The following is a 23,322-nucleotide window of genomic DNA, read 5'->3' on the forward strand; positions in this document are numbered from 1 at the left end:
TGGCTCCTTACATCCGGAAAATGCCGAACTTGGTTTCCTCTGCCGGCGCGTTCATCGCCGCCGACAGTCCCAGGCCGAGCACGCGTCGGGTATCGGCCGGATCGATGATGCCGTCGTCCCACAGCCGCGCCGACGCGTAGTAGGGATGGCCCTGCGATTCGTACTGCTCGCGGATCGGTGCCTTGAAGGCTTCTTCCTCGGCTGGCGACCAGCTGCCGCCCTTGGCCTCGATGCCGTCGCGCTTGACCGTGGCCAGCACACCGGCCGCCTGCTCGCCGCCCATCACCGAGATGCGCGCGTTCGGCCACATCCACAGGAAACGCGGGCTGTAGGCGCGACCGCACATGCCGTAGTTGCCGGCGCCGAACGAGCCGCCGATGACGACGGTGAATTTCGGCACCTTGGCGGTGGCGACGGCCGTAACCATCTTGGCGCCGTCGCGGGCGATGCCGCCGTTTTCGTATTTGCGGCCGACCATGAAACCGGTGATGTTCTGCAGGAAAACGAGCGGGATGCCGCGCTGGGCGCAGAGTTCGATGAAATGCGCACCCTTCAGCGCCGACTCGCTGAACAGGATGCCGTTGTTGGCGACGATGCCGACCGGGTAGCCGTAGATGCGCGCGAAACCGCAGACCAGCGTGTTGCCGTAGCGCGCCTTGAACTCGTCGAAGTCGGAGCCGTCGACGATGCGGGCGATGATCTCGCGGACGTCGAAGGGCTTCTTGGTGTCGGTCGGGATGACGCCGTAGAGCTCTTCCGGGCTGAACAGCGGGGCGCTCGGGGCGGACAGGGTGACCGGCGGCGTCTTTTTCCAGTTCAGGTCGCGGACGATGCGCCGGGCGATGGCCAGTGCGTGGGCGTCGTTCTCGGCCAGGTGGTCGGCGACACCGGAGATGCGCGTATGCACGTCGGCGCCACCGAGGTCTTCGGCGGTGACGACCTCGCCGGTCGCCGCCTTGACCAGTGGCGGGCCGCCGAGAAAGATGGTGCCCTGGTCGCGGACGATGATCGACTCGTCGCACATCGCCGGCACATAGGCGCCGCCGGCTGTGCACGAACCCATGACGGCGGCGATCTGCGGGATGCCCTGGGCCGACAGGTTGGCCTGGTTGAAGAAGATGCGGCCGAAGTGTTCCTTGTCCGGGAAGACCTCGTCCTGCATGGGCAGGAAGGCACCGCCGGAATCGACCAGATAGATGCACGGCAGGCGGTTTTCCAGCGCGATTTCCTGGGCGCGCAGGTGCTTCTTCACGGTCAGCGGGTAGTAGGTGCCGCCCTTCACCGTCGCATCGTTGGCGACGATCATGCACTCGACGCCTTCGACGCGGCCGATGCCGGCGATCACCGAGGCGGCTGGTACGTCGCCGCCGTACATGCCGTACGCTGCGAACTGGCCGATTTCGAGGAAGGGCGTGCCGGGGTCGAGCAGGGCGCTGACCCGCTCGCGCGGCAGCAGCTTGCCGCGCGCAAGGTGCTTCTGGCGCGCTGCTTCCGGGCCGCCGAGGGCGATCTTCTCGACTTTTTCATGCAGGTCGGCAACGACCGCCTGCATCGCTGCCGCGTTGGCCTGGAAGTCGGCCGAACGCGGGTTCAATTGGGATTTCAGGATGGTCATGTCTCCTCGCTTCTTTTGTGTGTGCGTTACCTGAAAACGGAAAAATGGAAGGCCCTACAACTGCCTTTCCTCCTTGAGCCATTTACTGACCGGTTCAGGCCGGTAATCGGCCATCGTCGCCAGCAGTCTTTCGATATCGGTGTCGGCCAGCGCCATCGCCCGGTTCTGCGGGCGCAGGAAGCCGTCGCTGACGGCGCGGTCGAACATCGCCAGCAGCGGGTCGTAAAAGCCATTCACGTTGAGCAGGCCCATCGGTTTCACGTGGAACCCGAGCTGCCCCCAGGTGAGGATTTCGCAAAATTCCTCGAAGGTGCCGAAGCCGCCGGGCAGCGCGATGAAACCATCGGACAACTCGGCCATGCGTGCTTTACGGGTGTGCATGGAGTCGACGACTTCGAGCCGGGTCAGCGCCCGGTGATCGACCGCACGACCGGCGACTTCCTTGCCCACCAGCGCTTCCGGAATGATGCCGATGACCGTGCCGCCCGCTTCCAGGCAGGCATCGGCGACGGCGCCCATGAGGCCGATGTTGCCGGCACCATAGACCAGTTCGATGCCACGCGCGGCGAGCAGCCGCCCGAGCTTTTCGGCTTCGGCCCGGTAGATCGGTTGGCTGCCGGCGTTCGAGCCGCAGAAGACGCAGAATCTTTTCATGTTTCTCTTGGCTTGATTCAGAAACCGCCGCTTTCCAGCCAGTGCTCGATCTGCGGCAGGCGGTCGGCGCCGAAGAAGTGCTCGCCGTCGATGATCACGTGTGGCGAACCGAAGACGCCAGTAGCCAGCGCCTGCTCGCATTCGTCCTTGAGCCGGGCCTTGATTTCCGGGCTTTGCAGCGCGGCGGCCAGGGTTTCACGGTCGACACCCAGTTTTCCGGCAATGTCGAGCACGGTCTCGGGCGAGGAAATGTCGAGGTCGTCGACGAAAAAGCCGCGATAGACGGCATGGGCGAACTGGCGGGCCAGTGCGCAATCCTGACCGTGCAGCCAGTAGTAGGCGCGGGCGGCGTTCTGCGTCGGCAGCGGGAAGCGGCTCGGCGGATTGTAGGGAACCCCCATGTGGCGGGCGGAGCGATGGAAATCGCGATAGACGTATCTGGCCCTGGCGCTGCTGCCGTCGGCAGGCGGCCGCGAGCCGGTGGCCTGGAAGATGACGCCGAGCAGGATCGGGTGCCAGCGCACCTTGCGACCGAAGCGGGCGGCGACATCGTCGATCTTCTCGGCCATCAGGTAGCCGTAGGGGCTGGAAAAATCGAACCAGAAATCGATAGTGTTCTTGTCGGTGGTTTCGCTCATCTTTGTCTCCTCGGGGTTGGGGGCGGTCGCCGGAATTCTCTGTCCGGTCGACCGCGGGTTGGCTTACTCGGCAGCGATCGAACGACCGATCACCAGTCGCTGGATGTCGTTGGCGCCTTCGTAGATCTGGCAGATGCGTACGTCACGGTAGATGCGCTCGACCGGGAAATCGCTGGTGTAGCCGACGCCGCCGTGGATCTGGATGGCGTCGGAAGCGATCTTCTCGGCGGCTTCGGAGGCGAACATCTTGGCCATCGACGCTTCCTTGAGGCAGGGCTTGCCGGCGTCCTTCAACTGGGCGGCGCGCCAGACCATCAGGCGGGCGGCGTCGAGCAGGGTGTTCATGTCGGCCAGCTTGAAGTTGACCGCCTGGTGCTCAATGATCGGCTGGCCGAAGGTGACGCGCTCCCTGGCGTAACGCACAGCCGCTTCAAACGCGGCGCGGGCCATGCCGATGCTCTGGGCGGCGATGCCGATGCGGCCGGCTTCGAGGTTGGAGAGGGCGATCTTGTAGCCTTCGCCTTCCTTGCCGAGCAATGCGGAAGCCGGCACGCGGCAGTTTTCCAGGATGATCTGCACGGTGTCGGAGGCGTGCTGGCCCATCTTGTCCTCGGTGCGGCCGACGATGAAACCCGGCGTGTTGCAAGGAATCAGGAAGCAGGAAATGCCCTTCTTGCCGGCGGCCTTGTCGGTCACCGCGAAGACGATGGCCATGTGGGCGTGCTTGCCGGTGGTGATGAACTGCTTGACGCCGTTGAGCACGAAGAAGTCGCCATCCTTGTCGGCGCGCGTGGTGATGGCGGCGGCGTCCGACCCGGTGTGCGGTTCGGTCAGGCAGAAGCAGCCGAGTTTTTCGCCACGGGCGAGCGGCTTCAGCCATTCTTCCTTCTGCGCGTCGGTACCGTATTTCTGCGTGATGCCGCAGGCCAGCGAGTTCTGCACCGAAACGATGGTCGAGGTGGCGCCGTCGCCGGCGGCGATCTCTTCCAGCGTCAGCACCAGCGACATGTAATCCATGCCGGCGCCGTCCCATTCCTCGGGCACGCACATGCCCATGGCGCCGAGTTCGCCGAGTTCCTTCAGGGCGTCGGCCGGAAAGGTGTGGTTGCGGTCCCATTCGGCGGCGAAGGGCGCGAGGCGCTCCTGCGCGAAGGCGCGCATGGTGTCGCGGATCATTTCCTGTTCTTGCGTCAGAATCATGCTGTTTTCTCCAGAGTTGTTTTTTGTAGGGTGGTCAGCCAGACGCCGGCAATCACCAGCAGGCCGCCGAAAAGCACCGGCAGGCCGAGGCGCTCGTCGAGCAGGACGGCGGCCTGCAGCACGGCGAAGACCGGTACCAGGTTGATGAAGACCGAGGCGTGGCCGGCGCCGAGTTGCTGCACGGCGGCGGTGAACCAGGTGTAGGCGATGGCGGTGCCGAAGACGGCGAGGAAGAACATGCCGGTCCACACCCGCCACGACCAGGCGGCCGGATCGATGTCGCCCTGCACCAGCGCTGCCAGTCCGAGCAGGATGGCGCCCGTCAGGCAGGCGTAGAGCGTGGTTGCCAGTGCCGAGAAGCGGCCGGTGGCGCGCCAGCCGATGAAGGTGTAGGCGGTCCAGCTCAACACGCAGCCGATGATCAGCCATTCGCCGATGCCGACCTCGCCTTGCAGCAGGGCCAGCGGATCGCCGTTGCCGATCACCGTCAGGCAGCCGGCCAGCGCGATGATGCTGCCGACCGCTTTGCGCGGGTTCATGCCTTCCTTGCCGGTCAGCCAGGCGAGCAGCACGATGACCACCGGATTGAGCGCGACGACCAGCGCGCCGCGTCCGGCCGGGATGTGCTGCAGCCCGAAAAAGAAGCACAGGCCGTAAAGGAAGATGCCGAAAAAGCCCAGCGCCCAGACCAGCGCCCATTCCTGCCGACCCTGGGGCAGCGGGATGCCGCCACCGGATATCAGCATGACGCTGCCGACCACCAGGCCGGCAATGACAAAGCGCAGCGAGGCGACGGCGAGCGGCGCACTGAGTTCCTGGGCGATGACCCGCCCGGCAATCCAGGTGCCGCCCCACATCGCCATCGCTGCCACCAGCTTGGCGTAGGTCAGGGTCCGGGCCTGTTGCGGCACTTAGAGCATTTCCACCGCGAGGGCCGTGGCTTCGCCACCGCCGATGCACAGCGAGGCGACGCCGCGCTTCTTGCCGTACTTCTTCAGCGCGCCGAGCAGGGTGACGACGATGCGGGCACCGGAAGCGCCGATCGGGTGACCCAGTGCGCAGGCGCCGCCATGCACGTTGACCTTGGCCGGATCGAGCTTGAGGTCGTGCAGCGCGGCCATGGCGACGACGGCGAAGGCTTCATTGACTTCGAACAGGTCGACGCTGTCGGCGCTCCAGCCGGTCTTGGCGAACAACTTCTGCATGGCGCCGACCGGGGCCGACGGGAACAGTGCCGGCACGCCGGCATGGGTGGTGTGGGCGACGATGCGGGCAACCGGCGCCAGCCCCAGCTTGGCGGCTTGCGATTCGCGCATCAGCACCATGGCGGCGGCGCCGTCGGAAATCGACGACGAGTTGGCGGCGGTGACCGTGCCGTCCTTCTTGAACGCCGGCTTCAGGGTCGGAATCTTGTCCACATTGACTGCGAACGGGCCTTCGTCCTTGTCGATGACGACATCGCCTTTACGGCCGGCGACGGTGACCGGGGTGATTTCCCAGTCGAAGGAACCGTTGTTGCTGGCTTCGATGGCGCGGGTCGTCGATTGCACGGCGTAGGCGTCCTGCGCTTCACGGGTGAAACCGTAAGTGGCCGCACACTCTTCGGCAAACGTGCCCATCAGGCGGCCACGGGTTTCCTTGCTGTAGGCGTCTTCGAGACCGTCCATGAACATGTGGTCGAACATCTGGCCGTGGCCGAGGCGGTAGCCGCCGCGTGCCTTGGGCAACAGGTAGGGGGCGTTGGTCATCGACTCCATGCCGCCGACCACGGCGGCGCCGTAGGAGCCGGCGAGGATGCCGTCGTGACCGAGCATGGTCGCCTTCATTGCCGAACCGCAGACCTTGTGGATCGTGGCGCAGCCGGCCGACAGCGGCAGGCCTGCCTGCAGCGCGGCTTGACGGGCCGGCGCCTGGCCCTGGCCGGCCTGGAGCACGCAGCCCATCAGGACTTCTTCGATCAGCTTGGCGTCGATGCCGGCGCGGGCGACGGCGGCCTTGATGGCTTCGGCGCCGAGATTGGCGGCGGTCAGGCCGGCAAAGCCGCCCTGGAAGCTGCCCATGGCGGTGCGGGCGGCGGATACGATGACGATCGGGTCTTGCATGCTGTTTTCTCCTTGCGGATTGTTATGGGAATGGGGTTAAAAGGGGGCTCAGACGTCGAGTGCCAGTAACGCTGCCTCGTAACGGGTCGGCAGGTCGGTCGGGGTGTCGATGGTGATGCCGAGGTCGTGCATGTGACCGTCCTTGAGACCGTAGATCCAGCCGTGCACGGTCAGTTTCTGGCCGCGCTGCCAGGCATCCTGGACGACCGGGTTGTGGCAGACGTTGACCACCTGTTCGAGGACGTTGAGTTCGCACAGACGGTCGTGGCGTTTTTCCGGCGGCAGCGAATCGACGGCGGCGAGGTGCTTGTTGTGCACGTCGTGCACATGGCGCAGCCACAGGTCGACGACGCCGACACGGGCGCGGTTGAGCGCCGCCAGCACGCCGCCGCAGCCGTAGTGGCCGACGACCATGATGTGTTTGACCTTGAGCACGTCGACCGCATACTGGATCACCGACAGGCAGTTGAGGTCGGTGTGCACGACGACGTTGGCGACGTTGCGATGGACGAAGACCTCGCCCGGCAGCAGGCCGACGATCTGGTTGGCCGGTACGCGCGAATCGGAACAGCCGATCCACAGGAATTCCGGCGTCTGCAGGTCGGCCAACTTGTCGAAATAGCCGGGATCGATTTCGCGCATCTGGCGGGCCCAGGCGCGGTTGTAGTCGAACAGGTGGCAGAGGTTCTCGTTGCAGTTTTCCTCTTCCGACCAGTTGTCGAGGTCGAGCGCCAGAAAGATGGTGTTCTCGACCGGCGTCGGGTAATAGGCCGGGACTTCGTTGAAGCCGAGTTCGCGGTAGAGCTTCACGGCCATGCGCATGTTCGGCATGGTGTCGAGCAGCAGGCGCTTATAGCCGATTTCCTTGGCTGCCTTGATCGCCGCCAGTGCCAGCGCCCGGCCGACGCCGAGGCCGCGCCGCTCGGGATCGACGTAGAGGCGCTTCATTTCGCAAACGCCTTCGGAGAAAGGACGCACCCCGACGCAGCCGGCCGGCTGGCCGTTGACTTCGGCGAAGAACAGGCGGCCTGCCGGGGCCGCGTAGGCGCCGGGCAGCGAGGCCATTTCCTGGTCGAAATTCTGGTACGAGAGATCGACGCCCAGCCAGCCCGCGTAATTGCGGAAATACTGGCGGACCTGTTCGATGGCCTCGGTGTCGGCGGCGGAAAGCGTGCGCAGGGTGATCTTCATGCTGTGTGGCTCCTGGTAGGCGAAGGCGGGATACCGCTCCGCATTTTTACGTTGTCCCTGGGGTGGCCAGGGACAATCGCGCATTCTACCTGTGCCTGTAATTATGAATTCAGCGTGTCTCCGCCATCAGTTCGCGACCGATCAGCATGCGGCGGATTTCCGAGGTGCCGGCACCGATCTCGTAGAGTTTCGCATCGCGCCACAAGCGGCCGGTCGGGTACTCGTTGGTGTAGCCGACCCCGCCCAGCGTCTGGATTGCCTCGCCAGCCATCCAGGTCGCCTTTTCGGCGGAGTAGAGGATGGCGCCGGCGGCGTCCTTGCGCAGCGTGCGCGAATGATCGCTGCTGTCGCAGGCGCGACCGACGGCATAAACGTAGGCGCGGGTGGCCTGCCAGGTCGAGTACAGGTCGGCAACCTTGCCCTGCATCAGCTGGAAGTCGCCGATCGGCTGGCCGAATTGCTTGCGTTCGTGCAGGTAGGGCACGACCACGTCCATGCAGGCGGCCATGATGCCGAGCGGGCCGCCGCAAAGCACGGCGCGCTCGTAGTCGAGACCGGACATCAGTACCTTGGTGCCGTTGCCGACGCCGCCGAGCACGTTCTCTTCCGGTACTTCGCAGTCGTCGAAGAACAGCGGGAAGGTGTTGGAGCCGCGCATGCCCAGCTTGTCGAGATGGGTGCCGTGGGAAAAGCCCTTCATGCCCTTCTCGACGATGAAGGCGGTCATGCCCTTGGCACCGGCCGCCGGATCGGTCTTGGCGTAGACAACCAGAGTGTCGGCGTCGCCGCCGTTGGTGATCCACATCTTGGCGCCGTTCAACACGTAGCGGTCGCCCTTCTTCTCGGCGCGCAGTTTCATCGAGACGACATCGGAACCGGCATTCGGCTCGGACATCGCCAGCGCGCCGACGTGTTCGCCGGAAATCAGCTTGGGCAGGTATTTCTGCTTCTGCGCTTCGCTGCCGTTGCGGCGGATCTGGTTGACGCACAGGTTGGAGTGGGCGCCGTAGGACAGGCCGACCGAGGCCGAGGCGCGCGAGATTTCCTCGAGCGCGACGATGTGCGCCAGGTAGCCCATGTTGGTGCCGCCGTACTCCTCGCCGGCAGTCATGCCGAGCAGGCCCATGTCGCCGAATTTCCGCCACAGGTCGGCGGGGAATTCGTTGACCCGGTCGATTTCCGCTGCGCGCGGGGCAATCTCGGCGTCGGCAAACGCCTTGACGGCGTCGCGCAGCAGGTTGATGTCTTCGCCGAGGGCGAAGTCGAGGCTGGGAATGTTCATTGGTTTGTCTCCAGTTTGTTGTTGCTTGTCTTGCTGTCCGCTTTGCCGTGCATCGCCATGATCGTCTGCTGCATCAGCGCACACAGGGTTTCTTTACCGTCATTGACGGCGAAGACTTCGGCCTGGGTAACGATCAGCGTGCGGCCGGAACGGACGACCTGGCCGCGGGCGATCAGTTTTTCACCGTCGGCCGGGGCGAGCAGGTTCATCTTGTATTCGACGGTCAGCACCGAGGCGCTGGCCGGTACCGTGGTCATTGCCGCATAGCCGGCAGCCGAATCGGCAATCATGCCGACGACACCGCCGTGCACGTAGCCGTGCTGCTGTTCGATCCCGTCCCAGTGGGGCACGTGGATTTCCGTGATGCCGTATTCGATTCGCGGCAGCGCCGCGCGGATCAGCGCCATCGCGCTCTGGCGCTGGAAACTGGCGAGGACGCGGGCAGCGAAATCGGGGTCGGTAGGCTTGTGCATGGCAGTCGATTTATCTTACGTTGACGTTAACGTAAACCAATCGGCAAAAAAAATCACGCGTTTTTCCTGCGCGTCAGTTCCTTTTCGCACTGCTGTTCGAACTGGCCGATTTCGGCGAGCATCGCTTCGATGTCCTCGCGCTGCTGTTCCAGGGCTTCCCGCCGCTTGGACATGACGCGCAGGCATTCCATCAGTTGCGGCGTCTCGTCCTCGGTCGAGTTGTACATGCCGATCAGGTCCTTGATCTCGGCCAGGCTCAGGCCCAGGCGTTTGCCGCGCAGGGCCATTTTCAGGCGGGCCCGGTCGCGGCGGGTGAAGATGCGTTTCTGGCCCTCGCGCTGCGGGGCGAGGATGCCCTGGTCTTCCCAGAAGCGGATGGTGCGCGGGGTGATGGCGAATTCCCGGGCAAGGTCGGAAATGCTGAAAGTGGCCGGCTGGCTCATGATGTCTCCAAGATTGCCGCGAAGTTAAGCAGATGACGGGGCTTTTTTCAATCCGCTACCGTATGGTAACTTGTACAAAAAACGAAACGGAACAGCATGTCCCTCGATTATCCCTTCACAGAGATTCCCGCCGCCGGGGAAGTGCGCGAAGTCGCGCCCGGCATTTTCTGGCTGCGCATGCCGCTCCCGTTCCAGCTCGACCACATCAACCTGTGGCTGATGCGCGACGGCGACGGCTGGACCATCGTCGATACCGGTTTCCCCGACGATGCCGTGCGCGAAACCTGGCGCGCCATCCTCGACCGCCTCGACGGGCCGGTGACACGCCTGATCGTCACCCACTTCCATCCCGATCACCTCGGACTGGCGACCTGGCTGCTGGCCGAGACCGGTGCCGAGCTGTGGATGACCTCCGGCGAGTTTCTGACCGCCCATGTCGTGTGGAATGAAGTTGCTGGCCACGGCGCGCGTTTCATGGTCGAACAGTTCCGTCAGCACGGCCTCGATGGCGAGCATCTGGCCCGTTTCGAGAAGCGTGGATCGGGCTATCGCAAGGCGGTGCCCGGCTTGCCGGAACACTATCGGCGGATCAAGGCCGGCGATGCGATCCGGATTGGCTGTCACACCTGGCAAACAATCATCGGTTATGGTCATGCGCCGGAGCATCTGGCGCTTTACTGTGCTGAACTTGGCGTGTTAATTTCCGGAGACATGTTGTTGCCAAGAATTTCCACCAACATCAGCGTTTTTGCGGCAACGCCGGACGCCGACGCCCTGCGTTGGTATCTGGCGTCGCTGGACCGGATGGCTGAGGAAGTTCTGCCGCAAACCCTGGTTTTACCATCACACGGTCTGCCCTTCACCGGGGTGCAGGCACGGGTGGGTGCATTGCATGCGCACCACGAAGAACGATTGCATGCGCTTGAGAACAGCTGTGAACACGCGCCGCAGAGCGCAGCCGGGTTGCTCGACGTGTTGTTTGGTCGGGTGCTCGATACACACCAAACGATGTTCGCGATGGGCGAAGCAATTGCCCACCTGAACTATCTGGAACAAGCCGGTCGGCTGTCACGCAGCATCGACGCCGACGGGGTGATTCGCTATTCGCGGTTGCAGCACCAACCCGCCGCGCACTGACAGAGGGAGTTTCAAGATGTCGCAGCAAACCGAAGACCAGGGCCTGAACCTGCCCAATCCGGCCGAAATGGCCAAGACCTATGCCGAGGTGGCACAGCGCGCCTCGCGCATCATCACCCAGTACATGGAAAAGAAGGCCAAGGACGGGGTCGAGGCGCCGGCCGACGAACTCGGCGTGGCCAAGGCCTTCATGGACCTGTCGGCGCGGCTGATGGCCAACCCGTACAAGCTGGCGCAGACCCAGATGAACATGATGTGGGACTACTTCTCGCTGTGGCAGGGTTCCATGATGAAGATGATGGGCATGCCGGGCGCCGCCCCGGTGGCCGCGCCGAAGAAGGGCGACAATCGCTTCAAGGACGAGGAATGGGAACAGCATTTCCTGTTCGACTTCATGAAGCAGTCCTACCTCATCGCCGCTCGTCACATTCATGACACGGTGGCCGATACCGATGGCCTGGATGACGCGACCCAGCAGAAGGTGAATTTCTTCACCCGTCAGTACATCGACGCGCTGTCGCCGTCGAACTTCGCCATGACCAATCCGGAAGTCTTCCGCGAAACGGTCAAGAGCCACGGTCAGAACCTGATCAAGGGCCTGAACAACCTGCTGCACGACGTCGAGGCCGGCGATGGCCAGCTGCGCATCCGGATGACCGACACCTCGGCCTTCGAAATGGGCAAGAACGTTGCCACGACGCCGGGCAAGGTGGTCTTCCAGAACGAACTGTTCCAGTTGATCCAGTACGATCCGAAGACCCCGGACCAGTACAAGAAGCCCTTCCTGATCGTGCCGCCGTGGATCAATAAGTACTACATCCTCGACCTGCGCGAGAAGAACTCCATGGTCAACTGGGCGACCAGCCAGGGCCACACCACCTTCATCATGTCCTGGGTCAACCCGGACGAGAAGCTGGCGCAGAAGTCCTTCGAGAACTACCTGCTCGAAGGTTCGCTGGAAGCGATCAACCAGGTCTGCGCCCACACCGGCGAAGACAGCGTCAACCTGGCCGGCTACTGCCTGGGCGGTACGCTGACCATGACCACGCTGGCCTACATGACCGCCAAGAAGGACAAGCGCGCCAACTCGGCAACCTTCTTCACGACCATGCTCGACTTCTCCGAGCCGGGCGAACTCGGTGTCTTCCTCGATGAAGGCGCGGTTGCCGGACTGGAAAAGAAGATGGCCGAACGCGGCTTCCTCGAAGGTTCGGAAATGGCCGGCACCTTCAACATGCTGCGCGCCAACGACCTGATCTGGTCCTTCGTGGTCAATAACTACCTGATGGGCAAGGATCCGTTCCCGTTTGACCTGCTGTACTGGAACTCGGATTCGACGCGCATGCCGGCAGCGATGCACAGCTTCTACCTGCGCAACATGTACCTGGCCAACCTGCTCAAGGAGCCCGGTGGCATCACCCTGGGCGGCGTCAAGATCGACCTCTCCAAGGTCAAGACCCCGTGCTACTTCATCTCCACGATCGAAGACCACATCGCCCCCTGGAAGAGCACCTACATGGGCGCCCGCCTGCCTTCCGGCAAGACCAAGTTCGTGCTCGGCGGCTCCGGCCACATCGCCGGCATCGTCAATCCGCCGGCGGCCAACAAATACGGCTACTGGACCAATGACGCGACCGACGGCAACCTGCCGGAAAGCCCGGAAGAGTTCCTGGCCGGTGCCACCCAGAATGCCGGTTCGTGGTGGACGCACTGGCATGAGTGGGTGACCAGCCTGCCGGGCGGCTCGGCCAAGGTGCCGGCCCGTCAGCCGGAAGCCGGTGCGCTCAAGGTCATCGAACCGGCCCCGGGCAGCTACGTCAAGTTCCGTCTGGACACCCAGAAGAAGGACTGACCGGCATTTCTGCCGAGATCATGGGGAGGGCTGCGGCCCTCCCTTTTTTCATTGTGAAAAGGCGTTTGCCATTTGTTACATATCTCCGTTATGCCTGTCTGCGGTGCGTGCTAATCTGAACTGGTCACTCGTCGAACAAGCAAGGAGAGAACAATGAAAAATACGATACTGATGCTCAGTGCAGCCAGCCTGGTCCTCACGGGTTGCGCCAACATGGATGAAACCCAGCGCCACACCGGTACCGGTGCGGCGATAGGAGCCGTCGCCGGGGCGGTTCTCGGCGCGGCAACTTCGAACCGCTCGGATCGTGGTGAAGGAGCGCTGATCGGTGCTGCTGCCGGTGCGGCTATCGGCGCCGGTGGTGGTTACCTGTGGTCGAAGCGGATGCAGGAACAGAAAGCAGCGATGGAGCAGGCGACTGCCGGCACCGGCATCGACGTCACGCAGACGGCCGATAATCGCCTGAAGCTGGAGATTCCCAGCGATGTTTCCTTCGATTCCGGTCGTTACGACATCAAGCCGTCCTTGCGTCCGGTCCTCGACAAGCTGGCTCAGGGGCTGACCCAGCATCCGGTGACCCGGGTGACCATCATCGGCCATACCGACAGTGTTGGCTCCGATGCGGTCAATAACCCGCTGTCGGTGAATCGGGCGGCGGCCGTGCGCGATTACTTGGCACCGCGCGGTGTCGCCTCGTCGCGGATCGCCATCGATGGTCGTGGTTCGCGTGAACCGATTGCCGACAATGCCACCGCCCAGGGACGGGCGATGAACCGCCGGGTCGAGATTTTCATCGCCGAAACCAGCGCTAACTGATTCCGCGTCTACCCCCAGCCAAGCCCGCCGAGTGCGGGCTTGTCAACGTCCGGGCAGGGGGAGTTGCGGCAAGGCCGGCAATTCGATGGCGTCGAGCATGTTCTTGACGATCAGCCCGAGCTCGGTGTCGCCGGTGATTTCCAGTTCGCGGTTGAAAAACAGCGTGTCCGGGTCTTCCTGGCGGGCGAGCAACTGCAGGAAGGCCGACAGGTTGGCGGCGAACGCCAGGTCGGGTTCGCGCTGGGCCTGGAAAACCGGGCGGAACATGCCGTTGCGGAAGGTATAGTTGGCTTCGCCGCCGGTATCGAGGACGCGGACGCGGAACAGCTTGTCTTCCAGTGCCGCCAGTTCGCTTTCGGGCAGCAGTTTGAGTTTGAGGGCGGCGTTCAGTGTGCCGACCAGGGCCAGCGTATGCGGCCATTGCGGCAGCTTGTGGCCGAAGCGGGCGATGAAGGCCGGCAGGCGGAAACGGGGAATGACGAAGTTCGGGCTCATGCGGTGACTCCGGGAAGTTCGTTGGCGGAATGTACCGCAATACCGGCGTCGCCGTGCCAGTAGCCGTTGACCAGGCCGCTTTCGCTCCAGGTCGAGGTGTCGGGCGCGGTGACTTGTCCGCTTCCGGCGGCGGCAAAGGCAGCGATGATTTCGGCCATGTGCTTCTTCTGTGGGCTGAGGCGGATAATGTCGATGCCGATCTCGCGCAGCGCCGGCATGTCGCCGAGCAGGCTGTAGGTCTGCGCCGACATCGTCTGGATCCCGTTGATGGTCAGGAATTCCTGGCCTTCGCGAGTGCGCAGGGTCAGTCCTTCCTCATGGTCGAGGCACTTGAACTGGCAATCGTCCTTGTTCAGGTCGTAATGACGGGCGGTGAAGCAGCGTGCCGAAAAGGCCAGCGGCAGTTTGCCGAAGGCGAAGACCTCAGTCTCGACGCCGGCCGGCCGGTAACGATGCAGGTGCTCGATCATCTGGCGCGAGGCTTCCAGCGGCGGTACCCAGCGGCACATGCCGTAGCGGGCGAAGGTGGCCAGCGTTTCCTCGTTGTAGATGTTGAGGTGCGGCCCGGCGACAAAGGGCTTGCCGCAGACGAGATTGACCGCGCCGAGGTCGTTGGCTTCGACCTTGCAGCCTGCGTCGTCGACCAGGCGGCGGAGGGCCTTCAGGTCACTCTCCGATTCGAGCAGGGCCTGCGCCGAAACGATGACTTCCTTGCCGGCGTCGGTCAGGTCGCGGGCCAGGCCGATCCAGTCGCTGGTGCGCAACTGCTGGCGCCGGGAACAGACCACTTCACCGACATGGATGACATCGAGGGCCGGGTTTTCGGCCATTTCCGCGTAAAAGGCCATGACTTCGGCCTTGGGCCAGAAGTAGAGCAGGGGGCCGAGCGACAGTTTCATGCTTATCTCCACGGCCGGTTGTAGGCGCCGAGCGTCGCCTGGCTGCCTTCGGAAACCTTGGCCAGTTCGCTCTGCCAGGCCGGCTTGACGTGGTAGCGCGCGTCGCCATCGCGCAGGGCATCAAGTGCGGCGCGCAAGGTGCGGGTCACCTGGGTGACATAGGTCGGGCTGCGCTGCCGGCCTTCGACCTTGATCGCGCGCACGCCGATCTTGAGGATGTCGGGCAGGATGGAGAGGACGTTGAGGCTGGTCGGCTCCTCGAGCGCGTAATAGGTTTCGCCCTGGACGTCGAAGCGGCCCTTGCACAGCGTCGGATAACCGGCCGGTTCGTCGTCGCCGAAGCGGTCGATGAGGATGCCGTTGAGCCGGGTCTCCATGGCGCCGGGCTGCTTGTCCCATTTGACGTACTTGGCCGGCGAGCAGGCGCCGACGGTATTCGGCGACTCGCCGCAGGCGTACGACGACAGCCAGCAGCGACCCTCGTTCATCACGCACAGGCTGCCAAAACCGAAGACTTCGATTTCCACCGAGGTGTTCCGGATCACATGCTCGACCTGGGCCAGCGTCAGCACGCGCGGCAGGACGGCGCGCCGGATGTTGAATTCGCGCTGGCAGAAATTGATCGCCTCGTAACTGGTCGCCGACCCTTGGACCGACAGGTGCAGGCGCTGTTGCGGATGACGGCGGGTGGCGTAATCGAGCAGGCCGACGTCGGCCAGGATGATCGCATCGACGCCGAGGTCGACGGCGGCATCGACCGCCTTGTGCCAGTCGGCGGTGCGTCCGGCCTGCGGGAAAGTGTTGATCGCCAGCAGGATTTCGCGGCCTTTGCCGTGGGCGTAGCGGATACCGTCGCTCATGCCTTTCTGGTCGAAGTTCAGACCGGCGAAATTACGCGCATTGGTATCGTTCTTGAATCCGAGATAGACGGCGTCGGCGCCATTATCCACGGCTGCCTTGAGCGCCGGCAGGCTACCAGCGGGGCAAACGAGATCGGGCAAGGTGGGCATGAGAAACATTCATTCCGGAGAAGGGGGAAAGTATAGCCAGTGCGCCGGGCCAGCCATTGATCCTCATCAAAGCCCTGGCTCGTGCTAGGATTCCGGCAACATTCCTGCATCGGCATTCAGCATCCATGTCCCAGAATCACGTTCTCGTTGTCGACGACGAAGCCATCAACCTGATGCTGATCGAGGATTTTCTCGAGCAGGAAAAGCTGGCTCTCGAGTTGTTCAGCGATCCGCTGCAGGCCTGGCAGCGACTGGCCGAGCCGGGCAGCGATTTCTCGCTGGTCGTGCTCGACCGGATGATGCCCGGCATGGACGGTATCGAACTGTTGCGCCGGATCAAGGCCGACCACCGTTTCGAAGACGTGCCGGTGATCATGCAGACGGCCGCCTCGGCACCGGAGCAGGTGCGCGAGGGGCTGGAGGCCGGGGCTTACTACTACCTGACCAAGCCGTATGCACCGGAAGCGCTGATTTCCATCGTCCGTGCTGCCCTTGACGACCGGCGGGCCCGGGCTTCGTTGCGCACCCGGGCGGCCCGCCTCGAGGAAGCGCAGAAGCTGCTGGTCGGCGCCGAGTACGGTTTTGCCACGCTGGAGGAAGTCTCCTGTCTGGTGCCGGTCCTGGCCGCCCTGTGCCCGGATCCGGACCGCGTCGCGCCGGGCCTGTCGGACCTGATGCTCAACGCCGTCGAGCACGGTAACCTGGGTATCACCTATCGTGAAAAATCGCTGCTCAAGTGGGATGGCGACTGGGAGGCAGAAATCCGCCGCCGGCTCAACATTGCACCGTTCAGTGGTCGGCGGGCGACGATCCAGGTGACATGCAGTACCGAGGCGATCAGTTTCCGCATCACCGATGAAGGTGAGGGCTTCGACTGGCAGAAATTCCTCGATTTCGACCCCGAGCGGGCTTTTGATCCCAACGGGCGCGGTATCGCGATGGCGCGGCTGACCAGTTTTTCCAGTCTTGAATACGAAGGCCGCGGCAACATCGTGACCGCCCGCGTCATTCTGTCACCACGTCCCTGAGGTTCTTAGCGCAGGACGATGGTTGGCTTGTAGCCGAGTGCGTTGCGGATGCGTTCGGCGATATTTTCGGCTGCCGGGCGTGAGGCATAGGGGCCGAGCTGCAGACGGTGCAGGCCGTTGGCCCGGACGATGTGCATTTCTTCCCTGACCCAGTCGAGTTCGCCGACCAGATGGCGCTTCAGGTTGTCGGCGTTGTCGGCATTGGCGAAGGCGCCGAGCTGCAGGTAAACCCCTGCCGGCAGAGCGTTTTCCACTACCGGCGGGCTGACTGCCGGCTGCGGCGGCGGTGCCACCTGGGCGTAGCTGGTGCTGCTGCCGGTCGGGACGATGGCCTCGACTTCGACCTGGGCGCTGCCGTTGCGGATGATGTCCAGTTTGTGCGCGGCGGTATAGGAGAGGTCGATGATGCGTCCGGCGTGGAAGGGGCCGCGATCGATGACGCGAACGACGACCGAGCGCCCGTTCTGCAGATTGGTGACGCGGGCATACGACGGCAGGGCCAGCGTCGGGTGAGCGGCGGTCATGGCGAACATGTCGTAGGGTTCGCCGATCGAGGTTTTCTGACCGTGGAATTTCTTGCCGTACCAGCTGGCCAGGCCACGGGCCTTGTACGGGCGGACCGAGGTGTTTGGCTCGTAGCGTTTGCCGAATACTTCGTACGGCCGCAGTGCCGGCCGGTGCAGCGGCTCCCAGCGCGGTACCGCGTCGGGGATCTGGTCCAGGTTGTCCGGAATCTCGCTGGCCGGGCCGTCATCCTTGTAATAACCGCCGCCGCGCGGGGTGGCAACCGGCGGCGGGGGTGCCGGGCGGCTGGTACCAGCGCTCGGGGTCGCCGGCGCGCTGCTGGCCGGCCGCTCCGGCTGACTGCCGCAGGCGGCGAGCAACAGGGTGAAAGTCAGGGGGGCCAGCAGGCGAAGGGAAGCGGTCATTTCTTTACCAGCATGCGGTGGGTATGGATGCTCATCAGGATGCCGACGCCGAGCATCAGGGTCAGCAGCGCGGTGCCGCCGTAGCTGATGAAGGGCAGCGGGACGCCGACCACCGGCAGGATACCCGAGACCATGCCCATGTTGACGAAGGCGTAGATGAAGAAGACCAGGGTCAGGGCCGCAGCCAGCAGGCGCGAGAACATGGTCGGCGCAGCGGCGGCGATCATCAGCCCGCGGCCGATCAGCAGCGTGAACAGGATCAGCAGGATACCGTTGCCGAGCAGGCCCCATTCCTCGGAAAAGACGGCGAAGATGAAGTCCGTGTGTTTTTCCGGGATGAATTCCAGGTGGGTCTGGGTGCCGTTCAGGTAACCCTTGCCGAAGCCGCCGCCCGAGCCGATGGCGATGGTCGACTGGATGATGTGATAGCCGGCGCCAAGCGGGTCCGAGGTCGGGTCGAGCAAGGTCAGTACGCGCCGTCGCTGGTAGTCGTGCAGCATGTTCCAGGCAAAAGGCATGGCGGCGCCGGCGGCAGCCCCCAGGCCGAGCATGATCTTCCACGGCAGGCCAGCGAAGAAGATGACGAAGAAGCCGGCGGCGCCGATCAGCAGCGAGGTGCCGAGGTCAGGCTGCTTGAGCACCAGGGCGATAGGGATCAGTAGAATCGCCGTGGCAACGGCGAAATGCCGGGCACGCAGCATCGACTCATGCTTGTGGAAATACCAGGCCAGCATCAGCGGCATGGCGATCTTCATGATTTCGGACGGCTGGATGCGCGCCACGCCGAGCGAAATCCAGCGGCGCGAGCCATTGACCACGATGCCGAACAGGGCGACACCGATCAGCAGGACGACGCCGAGTACATAGAGCGGGACGGCAAAGCGCATCAAGGTCTGGGGTGGCGTCCGGGCGACGACCAGCATGACGACGGTCGATGCAGCGATGTTGATCAACTGCTTGTCCAGTTTCCAGAAGCCGTCGCTGGCGGTTGCCGAATAGATGGTCATCAGGCCGATGCCCATCAGCGCCATGACGATCAGGAAGAGCGGCATGTCGAGGTGGGCCAGGATGTTCTGGATGATGCGCTTAATGAGCTTCATCGGTGCTCTCCTGAATCAGGTCGATGGCTTCCTCTTCATCCGGGCTGTCGACTTCCGGTGCCGGGCCGCCCGGGCGCTTGCCGGTCAGGTGGTAGTCGAACAACTGGCGGGTGATTGGTGCCGCCGATTGGGCACCGAAACCGCCGTTTTCGACCATCACGGCGACGACGATCTTCGGGTTGTCCACCGGGGCAAAGGCGACGTACCAGGAGTGGTCGCGCAGGCGTTCGCGAACCTGGCCGGCAACATATTTCTGGCCGCTTTTCAGGCTGAAGACCTGGGCGGTTCCGGTCTTGCCGCCGGAATCATAGGCGGCGCCGGCGAAGACGCGGGCACCGGTACCTTCCTTGACGACCCCGGCCATGCCGCGCTTGATTACGTCGACATGTTCGCGCTTGAGTGCAATCTGGCGGATCGGCTGCGGTTCGACCATGCGCACCTCGCCGGTGGTCGGGTTGGTGATCGAATGGACCAGGTGCGGCCGGAAAACCTGGCCATAATTGAGTACGTTGGCCAGAGCATGCGCCATGTGCAGGGTCGAATAGGCGTTGTATCCCTGGCCGATGCCGATCGAGATGGTCTCCCCGGGATACCATTTCTGCTGTTCGCGTTTCTTGAAGCGGCGCTGCTTCCATTCGGGTGACGGCAGGATGCCGGTCGCCTCGCCGGGAATGTCGATTTCCGTCCGTCGGCCGAGGCCGAGGTCGCCCATGAAGCGGGCGATGTTGTCGATGCCCATATCGTTGGCCAGGACGTAGTAATAGGTATTGCACGAGACGACGATGGACTTGTGCATGTCGACCATGCCGTGACCGCCGACCTTGTCGTCCATGAAACGACGGTTGCCGAAATTGAAGAAGCCGGGGTCGGCGATGGCCTGGCCGGGGGTGCGTTTGCCCGTGGTCAGTGCGCCCAGTGCCATCAGCGGCTTGAAGGTCGAACCCGGCGGATAGGTACTGTAGATGGCGCGGTTGAGCAGGGGTTTGTCCGGATGATTGTTCAGCTCATCCCAGTCGTCGAAGCGGATGCCGTCGACAAACAGGTTGGGGTCGAAGGCGGGCGAGGAAACCAGGGCAAGCACGGCGCCGTTGCTGGGGTCGATGGCGGCCAGCGAGCCGCGGCGACCACCAAAGGCCTGCTCGGCAACCCGCTGCAACTCGGCATCCAGCGTCAGCTTCAGATTGTTGCCGGGGGTCGGCGGCGTTTGCGAGAGGACGCGCACGGCACGGCCGCCGGCATCGACTTCGACCTGTTCGTAACCGGCGGTGCCGTGCAGTTCGAATTCGTAATGCGCTTCCAGGCCGATCTTGCCGATATGCTCGGTGCCCTTGTAGTTCGCGCCATGCCCGCTGGCCTCGATCATCTCCTTGTCCTTGGTGTTGATCCGGCTGATGTAGCCGATCGCATGCGCGGCCAGCGAGTTTTCCGGATACTGGCGGAACAGCCTGGCCTTGACCTCGACGCCAGGGAAGCGATAGCGATGGGCGGCAAAGCGGGCGACTTCCTCGTCGGTCAGGCGGGTACGGATGGGAATGGATTCGAAGTTTTTCGACTCCTCGAGCAGGCGTTTGAAGCGTCGCCTGTCCTTGAGCTGGATTTCGACGATCTCGCCCAGCTGGTCGATGGTTTCTTCGAGGCCCAGGGTTTTTGATGGGGTGATTTCAAGCGTGAACGCCGAGTAGTTGCGCGCCAGGATGACCCCGTTACGGTCTTCGATATTGCCACGGTTGGGCATCACCGGGACCAGCGAGATGCGATTGCTTTCGGCGCGCGTCGCGTAGTACTCGTGCTGCAGCACCTGCAGATAGAAAAAGCGGCCGAAGAGCAGGGCAAAACACAGCAGCACGAAGCTGCCGGCGATGACCAGGCGGTTGCGGAAGCGATCCGAGTCCTGTTCGCTGTGATGGAAGTCGTTCATTGCCGACGGCGGTCAGAGCGGACGGTTTTCGTCCCGCTCGACCGGCTGATATTGCGGCAGCAGTAGCAGGAAGGTGGCGGGAATCCACAGGAAGGTGGCGATCAGCGGACCGATCAGGAACCCCCACCCCGGGAAATCGGCGCCGGCCAGCATGCGCATGGCGAGCTGGATGAACTGGCTAGCCAGCAGCATGGGCAGCACCTGCAAGGCCTGCTGGGCCAGCGGGAACCACAGGATACGCCGGGACTGGCTGGCGGCGATGTAGGCCAGCAGGACGTAAGCCAGGCAATGCTGGCCGAGCGCGGCGCCGTCGGCGACATCCATCATCAGGCCGAGGACGAAGGCCCAACCCATGCCGACGCGACGCGGTTCGCGGATGCTCCAGAAGCACAGCACCAGTGCAACCCAATCAGGGATGCCGGGCCATTGAGCGGTTGGCAGGAAATTCAGCAGCAGGGCGGTGAGCAGGCTGAAGGCGATGAACCAGGGCCGGACCGGTAGCAGGATGCGCGATGAGGAGAAGGTTGGCTGCATCAGTTTGCTCCCGCCTTGACGGGGGTGCCCGTGTTGCCGCTACGCCCGGTTGCGTCGGGTGGGCGGGGGGCTTGCGGCTGGCGTGGCGAGAGGACCAGGACTTCGCCGAAATTCTCGACGGCGGCTACAGGTGCGCACAGGATGCGGGCGAAGGCGTAGGAGTGTTCGCGCTCGATGCTGACCACACGGGCAACCGGAAAGCCGGGTAGGTAGATGCCGTCGAGCCCTGAGGTGACCAGCAGGTCGCCTTCCTGGATGTCGGCGTTGGCCGGGATGTAGCGCAATTCGAGTCGTCCTTTGCCCAGGCCGAAAACCACCGAGCGCTGGCCGGTACGAACCACCTGGACAGGCACCGTCTGGTCCTTGTCGGTGATCAGAGTGATTTCCGACGAGAACGGGAAGGTCCGGGTGACCTGGCCGACCACCCCGGATTCGTCGATGGCCGGTTGGCCGGCAACGATGCCGGATTGCTGCCCCTTGTCCACGATGATCTTGTGCGAGAAGGGGTCGCGGGCCGTGTACATGATCTGGGCCACTTCGCCCTTGGCTTTTTCCCGCTCCTTGACCGCCAGCAGCTTGCGCAGGCGCTCGTTTTCCTTCTCCAGGTGTTCCAGGCGCTGCAAGTTCGGTGCGGTCTGCAGCTGCGTTTGCTTGAGGCCGGTGTTTTCCTCAAGCAAGTCGTCCAGCCCGCGCAGGTAGCCGAGTGCGTTGTCGACCAGGCTGCCCGGCGTCTGGGCGATGCGCTGGATCGGGTCGGTGACCAGGGCAATGCTCTGGCGCAGCAGGTCGAGGCTTTTCAGTCGCAGGTCGACGACGAACAGCGCCAGCGAGATCGCGACATAGAAAGTCAGAAGGGCCAGCGGTGCTGGCCCTCGCTTGAAGAAAGGCGGTGGAGCGTGGTCGGTGCCAGCCATCGCGATCAATCCTGCAGGCTTGCGGTCGACGCGTTAATCCGAGGCAAAAATGCTGCCCAGCTTGTCCATCTTTTCCAGCGCCATGCCGCAGCCGCGAGCGACGCAGGTCAGCGGCTCGTCGGCGACGATCACCGGCAGGCCGGTCTCTTCCATCAGCAGGCGGTCGAGATCGCGCAACAGGGCGCCACCGCCGGTCAGGACCATGCCCTTTTCGGCGATGTCGGCGCCGAGTTCCGGCGGCGTCTTTTCCAGCGCCGACTTGACGGCGGAAATGATCTGGTTGAGCGGGTCGGTCAGCGCTTCGAGGATTTCGTTCGACGAGATCGTGAACTTGCGCGGGATGCCTTCGGCCTTGTTGATGCCGGAGACTTCCATTTCCTTGACTTCGGCGCCGGGGAAGGCCGAGCCGATGGTCTTCTTGATATTTTCGGCGGTGTTTTCGCCGATCATCATGCCGTAGTTGCGGCTGATGTAGTTGATGATCGCTTCGTCGAGCTTGTCGCCGCCGACGCGCACCGAACCGGCATAGACCATGCCGCCGAGCGAGATGACACCGACTTCGGTAGTGCCGCCGCCGATGTCGACGACCATTGAGCCGGTCGCGTCGGAAACCGGCAGGCCGGCGCCGATGGCGGCAGCCATCGGTTCCTCGATCAGGTACACCTGGCTGGCGCCGGCGCCGAGGGCCGATTCGCGGATCGCGCGGCGTTCGACCTGGGTCGAGCCGGACGGCACGCAGATGATGATCCGCGGGCTCGGCGAGAACAGCTTGGAATCGTGCGCCTTCTTGATGAACTGCTTGAGCATCTGCTCGGTGACGGTGAAGTCGGCGATCACGCCATCCTTCATCGGCCGGATGACGGTGATGCTGCCGGGGGCCTTGCCAAGCATTTCCTTGGCCTCCTTGCCGACGGCCTGGATGGTTTTCTTGGCGTTGGGGCCGCCTTCGAGGCGGATCGCAACGACCGAAGGCTCATCGAGGACGATCGAGCGGCCACGCACGTAAATCAGCGTATTGGCCGTGCCGAGGTCGATGGCGAGGTCGTTGGAAAAATACTTGGAGAGGAATCCGAACATCTGTTGAGCTCCGCG

At 63.7% G+C, this 23,322-nt stretch carries 23 protein-coding genes; 4 read left to right on the forward strand and 19 right to left on the reverse strand.

From position 1 onward, the window contains the following. Positions 1-7: 7 nt before the first annotated feature. The 10 genes from G471_RS0102955 to G471_RS0103000 form a co-directional block, all read right to left on the reverse strand. Positions 8-1,615: a carboxyl transferase domain-containing protein gene (locus G471_RS0102955; RefSeq protein ID WP_028994017.1), complete on the reverse strand. Its 1,608-nt coding sequence runs from the start codon at positions 1,613-1,615 to the stop codon at positions 8-10. Positions 1,616-1,669: 54 nt separating this feature from the next. Further along, the gene (locus G471_RS0102960) at positions 1,670-2,269 is read right to left on the reverse strand and encodes an LOG family protein (protein WP_028994018.1); all 600 of its coding nucleotides are present in this window, start codon (positions 2,267-2,269) and stop codon (positions 1,670-1,672) included. Positions 2,270-2,286: 17 nt separating this feature from the next. Further along, the gene (locus G471_RS0102965; RefSeq protein WP_028994019.1) at positions 2,287-2,907 is read right to left on the reverse strand and encodes a 2-hydroxychromene-2-carboxylate isomerase; all 621 of its coding nucleotides are present in this window, start codon (positions 2,905-2,907) and stop codon (positions 2,287-2,289) included. Positions 2,908-2,970: 63 nt separating this feature from the next. Then, positions 2,971-4,107 carry an acyl-CoA dehydrogenase gene (locus G471_RS0102970; protein ID WP_028994020.1) on the reverse strand — a complete coding sequence of 379 codons (1,137 nt, stop codon included), beginning with the start codon at positions 4,105-4,107 and terminating at the stop codon, positions 2,971-2,973. After that, positions 4,104-5,018 (reverse strand): DMT family transporter, encoded by a 915-nt coding sequence (locus G471_RS16495; protein WP_051295236.1) that lies wholly within the window; start codon positions 5,016-5,018, stop codon positions 4,104-4,106. Before G471_RS16495 ends, G471_RS0102970 begins: the two co-directional genes overlap by 4 nt. Further along, positions 5,019-6,209, reverse strand: a complete 1,191-nt coding sequence (locus tag G471_RS0102980; RefSeq protein ID WP_028994021.1) for an acetyl-CoA C-acyltransferase — start codon at positions 6,207-6,209, stop codon at positions 5,019-5,021. It lies immediately after the preceding gene. A gap of 48 nt (positions 6,210-6,257) precedes the next feature. Then, complete coding sequence (gene can, locus G471_RS0102985) at positions 6,258-7,400, reverse strand: carbonate dehydratase (protein ID WP_028994022.1); 1,143 nt, start codon at positions 7,398-7,400, stop codon at positions 6,258-6,260. A gap of 109 nt (positions 7,401-7,509) precedes the next feature. Continuing rightward, positions 7,510-8,682, reverse strand: a complete 1,173-nt coding sequence (locus tag G471_RS0102990) for an isovaleryl-CoA dehydrogenase (RefSeq protein ID WP_028994023.1) — start codon at positions 8,680-8,682, stop codon at positions 7,510-7,512. Then, on the reverse strand, positions 8,679-9,155 hold the full coding sequence (locus G471_RS0102995) for a PaaI family thioesterase (RefSeq protein WP_028994024.1): 477 nt from the start codon (positions 9,153-9,155) through the stop codon (positions 8,679-8,681). The genes G471_RS0102990 and G471_RS0102995 overlap by 4 nt, the downstream gene beginning before the upstream one ends. Before the next feature lie 53 nt (positions 9,156-9,208). Further along, positions 9,209-9,598 (reverse strand): MerR family transcriptional regulator, encoded by a 390-nt coding sequence (locus tag G471_RS0103000; protein ID WP_028994025.1) that lies wholly within the window; start codon positions 9,596-9,598, stop codon positions 9,209-9,211. Positions 9,599-9,694: 96 nt separating this feature from the next. Between G471_RS0103000 and G471_RS0103005 the strand changes: the two genes are divergently transcribed. The 3 genes from G471_RS0103005 (at position 9,695) to G471_RS0103015 (ending at position 13,403) form a co-directional block, all read left to right on the forward strand. Next, positions 9,695-10,735, forward strand: coding sequence for an MBL fold metallo-hydrolase (locus G471_RS0103005; protein WP_028994026.1), 1,041 nt, complete (start codon positions 9,695-9,697; stop codon positions 10,733-10,735). Between the two features lie 16 nt (positions 10,736-10,751). Next, complete coding sequence (locus G471_RS0103010; RefSeq protein ID WP_028994027.1) at positions 10,752-12,587, forward strand: PHA/PHB synthase family protein; 1,836 nt, start codon at positions 10,752-10,754, stop codon at positions 12,585-12,587. Between the two features lie 153 nt (positions 12,588-12,740). Continuing rightward, positions 12,741-13,403, forward strand: coding sequence for a YiaD family glycine zipper/OmpA-like lipoprotein (locus tag G471_RS0103015; RefSeq protein WP_028994028.1), 663 nt, complete (start codon positions 12,741-12,743; stop codon positions 13,401-13,403). Between the two features lie 42 nt (positions 13,404-13,445). Here the strand turns inward: G471_RS0103015 and ubiT are convergent, their stop codons facing one another. The 3 genes from ubiT to ubiU are packed head-to-tail and all read right to left on the reverse strand — an operon-like array spanning position 13,446 to position 15,807. After that, positions 13,446-13,898 (reverse strand): ubiquinone anaerobic biosynthesis accessory factor UbiT, encoded by a 453-nt coding sequence (gene ubiT, locus G471_RS0103020; RefSeq protein WP_028994029.1) that lies wholly within the window; start codon positions 13,896-13,898, stop codon positions 13,446-13,448. Next, entirely contained in the window at positions 13,895-14,797 is a 903-nt protein-coding gene (locus tag G471_RS0103025) for a U32 family peptidase (protein ID WP_028994030.1), read from the reverse strand. The genes ubiT and G471_RS0103025 overlap by 4 nt, the downstream gene beginning before the upstream one ends. A gap of 2 nt (positions 14,798-14,799) precedes the next feature. After that, a complete protein-coding gene (gene ubiU, locus G471_RS0103030) occupies positions 14,800-15,807 on the reverse strand; it encodes a ubiquinone anaerobic biosynthesis protein UbiU (RefSeq protein WP_028994031.1) in 1,008 nt (335 codons plus the stop codon). A gap of 125 nt (positions 15,808-15,932) precedes the next feature. On the opposite strand from ubiU, the gene G471_RS0103035 reads away from it, so the two are divergent. Next, on the forward strand, positions 15,933-16,835 hold the full coding sequence (locus G471_RS0103035) for a response regulator (protein ID WP_028994032.1): 903 nt from the start codon (positions 15,933-15,935) through the stop codon (positions 16,833-16,835). A 5-nt stretch (positions 16,836-16,840) separates the two neighbouring features. Here G471_RS0103035 and G471_RS0103040 read toward each other — a convergent pair whose 3' ends face one another. From G471_RS0103040 to G471_RS0103065, 6 genes are read right to left on the reverse strand one after another with little or no spacing between them, the layout of a single operon-like run. Further along, the gene (locus G471_RS0103040) at positions 16,841-17,764 is read right to left on the reverse strand and encodes a septal ring lytic transglycosylase RlpA family protein (protein ID WP_028994033.1); all 924 of its coding nucleotides are present in this window, start codon (positions 17,762-17,764) and stop codon (positions 16,841-16,843) included. Next, positions 17,761-18,864 carry a rod shape-determining protein RodA gene (gene rodA, locus G471_RS0103045; RefSeq protein WP_028994034.1) on the reverse strand — a complete coding sequence of 368 codons (1,104 nt, stop codon included), beginning with the start codon at positions 18,862-18,864 and terminating at the stop codon, positions 17,761-17,763. Before rodA ends, G471_RS0103040 begins: the two co-directional genes overlap by 4 nt. Further along, positions 18,851-20,782, reverse strand: coding sequence for a penicillin-binding protein 2 (gene mrdA, locus G471_RS0103050; protein ID WP_028994035.1), 1,932 nt, complete (start codon positions 20,780-20,782; stop codon positions 18,851-18,853). The genes rodA and mrdA overlap by 14 nt, the downstream gene beginning before the upstream one ends. A gap of 12 nt (positions 20,783-20,794) precedes the next feature. Further along, entirely contained in the window at positions 20,795-21,316 is a 522-nt protein-coding gene (gene mreD, locus G471_RS0103055) for a rod shape-determining protein MreD (RefSeq protein ID WP_028994036.1), read from the reverse strand. Beyond that, positions 21,316-22,230 carry a rod shape-determining protein MreC gene (gene mreC / locus G471_RS0103060; protein ID WP_028994037.1) on the reverse strand — a complete coding sequence of 305 codons (915 nt, stop codon included), beginning with the start codon at positions 22,228-22,230 and terminating at the stop codon, positions 21,316-21,318. Before mreC ends, mreD begins: the two co-directional genes overlap by 1 nt. A 33-nt stretch (positions 22,231-22,263) precedes the next feature. After that, positions 22,264-23,307, reverse strand: coding sequence for a rod shape-determining protein (locus tag G471_RS0103065; protein WP_028994038.1), 1,044 nt, complete (start codon positions 23,305-23,307; stop codon positions 22,264-22,266). Positions 23,308-23,322 lie beyond the last annotated feature (15 nt).

The sequence above is a fragment of the Azonexus hydrophilus DSM 23864 genome, from assembly GCF_000429605.1.
Lineage (GTDB): Bacteria > Pseudomonadota > Gammaproteobacteria > Burkholderiales > Rhodocyclaceae > Azonexus > Azonexus hydrophilus.

Excerpts from the sequence above, each read along its gene's own strand:
- G471_RS0102955 (WP_028994017.1), bottom strand. The coding sequence starts at position 1,615 with ATGACCATCCTGAAATCCCAATTGAACCCGCGTTCGGCCGACTTCCAG.
- G471_RS0102960 (WP_028994018.1), bottom strand. The coding sequence starts at position 2,269 with ATGAAAAGATTCTGCGTCTTCTGCGGCTCGAACGCCGGCAGCCAACCG.
- G471_RS0102965 (WP_028994019.1), bottom strand. The coding sequence starts at position 2,907 with ATGAGCGAAACCACCGACAAGAACACTATCGATTTCTGGTTCGATTTT.
- G471_RS0102970 (WP_028994020.1), bottom strand. The coding sequence starts at position 4,107 with ATGATTCTGACGCAAGAACAGGAAATGATCCGCGACACCATGCGCGCC.
- G471_RS0102980 (WP_028994021.1), bottom strand. The coding sequence starts at position 6,209 with ATGCAAGACCCGATCGTCATCGTATCCGCCGCCCGCACCGCCATGGGC.
- can (WP_028994022.1), bottom strand. The coding sequence starts at position 7,400 with ATGAAGATCACCCTGCGCACGCTTTCCGCCGCCGACACCGAGGCCATC.
- G471_RS0102990 (WP_028994023.1), bottom strand. The coding sequence starts at position 8,682 with ATGAACATTCCCAGCCTCGACTTCGCCCTCGGCGAAGACATCAACCTG.
- G471_RS0102995 (WP_028994024.1), bottom strand. The coding sequence starts at position 9,155 with ATGCACAAGCCTACCGACCCCGATTTCGCTGCCCGCGTCCTCGCCAGT.
- G471_RS0103000 (WP_028994025.1), bottom strand. The coding sequence starts at position 9,598 with ATGAGCCAGCCGGCCACTTTCAGCATTTCCGACCTTGCCCGGGAATTC.
- G471_RS0103005 (WP_028994026.1), top strand. The coding sequence starts at position 9,695 with ATGTCCCTCGATTATCCCTTCACAGAGATTCCCGCCGCCGGGGAAGTG.
- G471_RS0103010 (WP_028994027.1), top strand. The coding sequence starts at position 10,752 with ATGTCGCAGCAAACCGAAGACCAGGGCCTGAACCTGCCCAATCCGGCC.
- G471_RS0103015 (WP_028994028.1), top strand. The coding sequence starts at position 12,741 with ATGAAAAATACGATACTGATGCTCAGTGCAGCCAGCCTGGTCCTCACG.
- ubiT (WP_028994029.1), bottom strand. The coding sequence starts at position 13,898 with ATGAGCCCGAACTTCGTCATTCCCCGTTTCCGCCTGCCGGCCTTCATC.
- G471_RS0103025 (WP_028994030.1), bottom strand. The coding sequence starts at position 14,797 with ATGAAACTGTCGCTCGGCCCCCTGCTCTACTTCTGGCCCAAGGCCGAA.
- ubiU (WP_028994031.1), bottom strand. The coding sequence starts at position 15,807 with ATGCCCACCTTGCCCGATCTCGTTTGCCCCGCTGGTAGCCTGCCGGCG.
- G471_RS0103035 (WP_028994032.1), top strand. The coding sequence starts at position 15,933 with ATGTCCCAGAATCACGTTCTCGTTGTCGACGACGAAGCCATCAACCTG.
- G471_RS0103040 (WP_028994033.1), bottom strand. The coding sequence starts at position 17,764 with ATGACCGCTTCCCTTCGCCTGCTGGCCCCCCTGACTTTCACCCTGTTG.
- rodA (WP_028994034.1), bottom strand. The coding sequence starts at position 18,864 with ATGAAGCTCATTAAGCGCATCATCCAGAACATCCTGGCCCACCTCGAC.
- mrdA (WP_028994035.1), bottom strand. The coding sequence starts at position 20,782 with ATGAACGACTTCCATCACAGCGAACAGGACTCGGATCGCTTCCGCAAC.
- mreD (WP_028994036.1), bottom strand. The coding sequence starts at position 21,316 with ATGCAGCCAACCTTCTCCTCATCGCGCATCCTGCTACCGGTCCGGCCC.
- mreC (WP_028994037.1), bottom strand. The coding sequence starts at position 22,230 with ATGGCTGGCACCGACCACGCTCCACCGCCTTTCTTCAAGCGAGGGCCA.
- G471_RS0103065 (WP_028994038.1), bottom strand. The coding sequence starts at position 23,307 with ATGTTCGGATTCCTCTCCAAGTATTTTTCCAACGACCTCGCCATCGAC.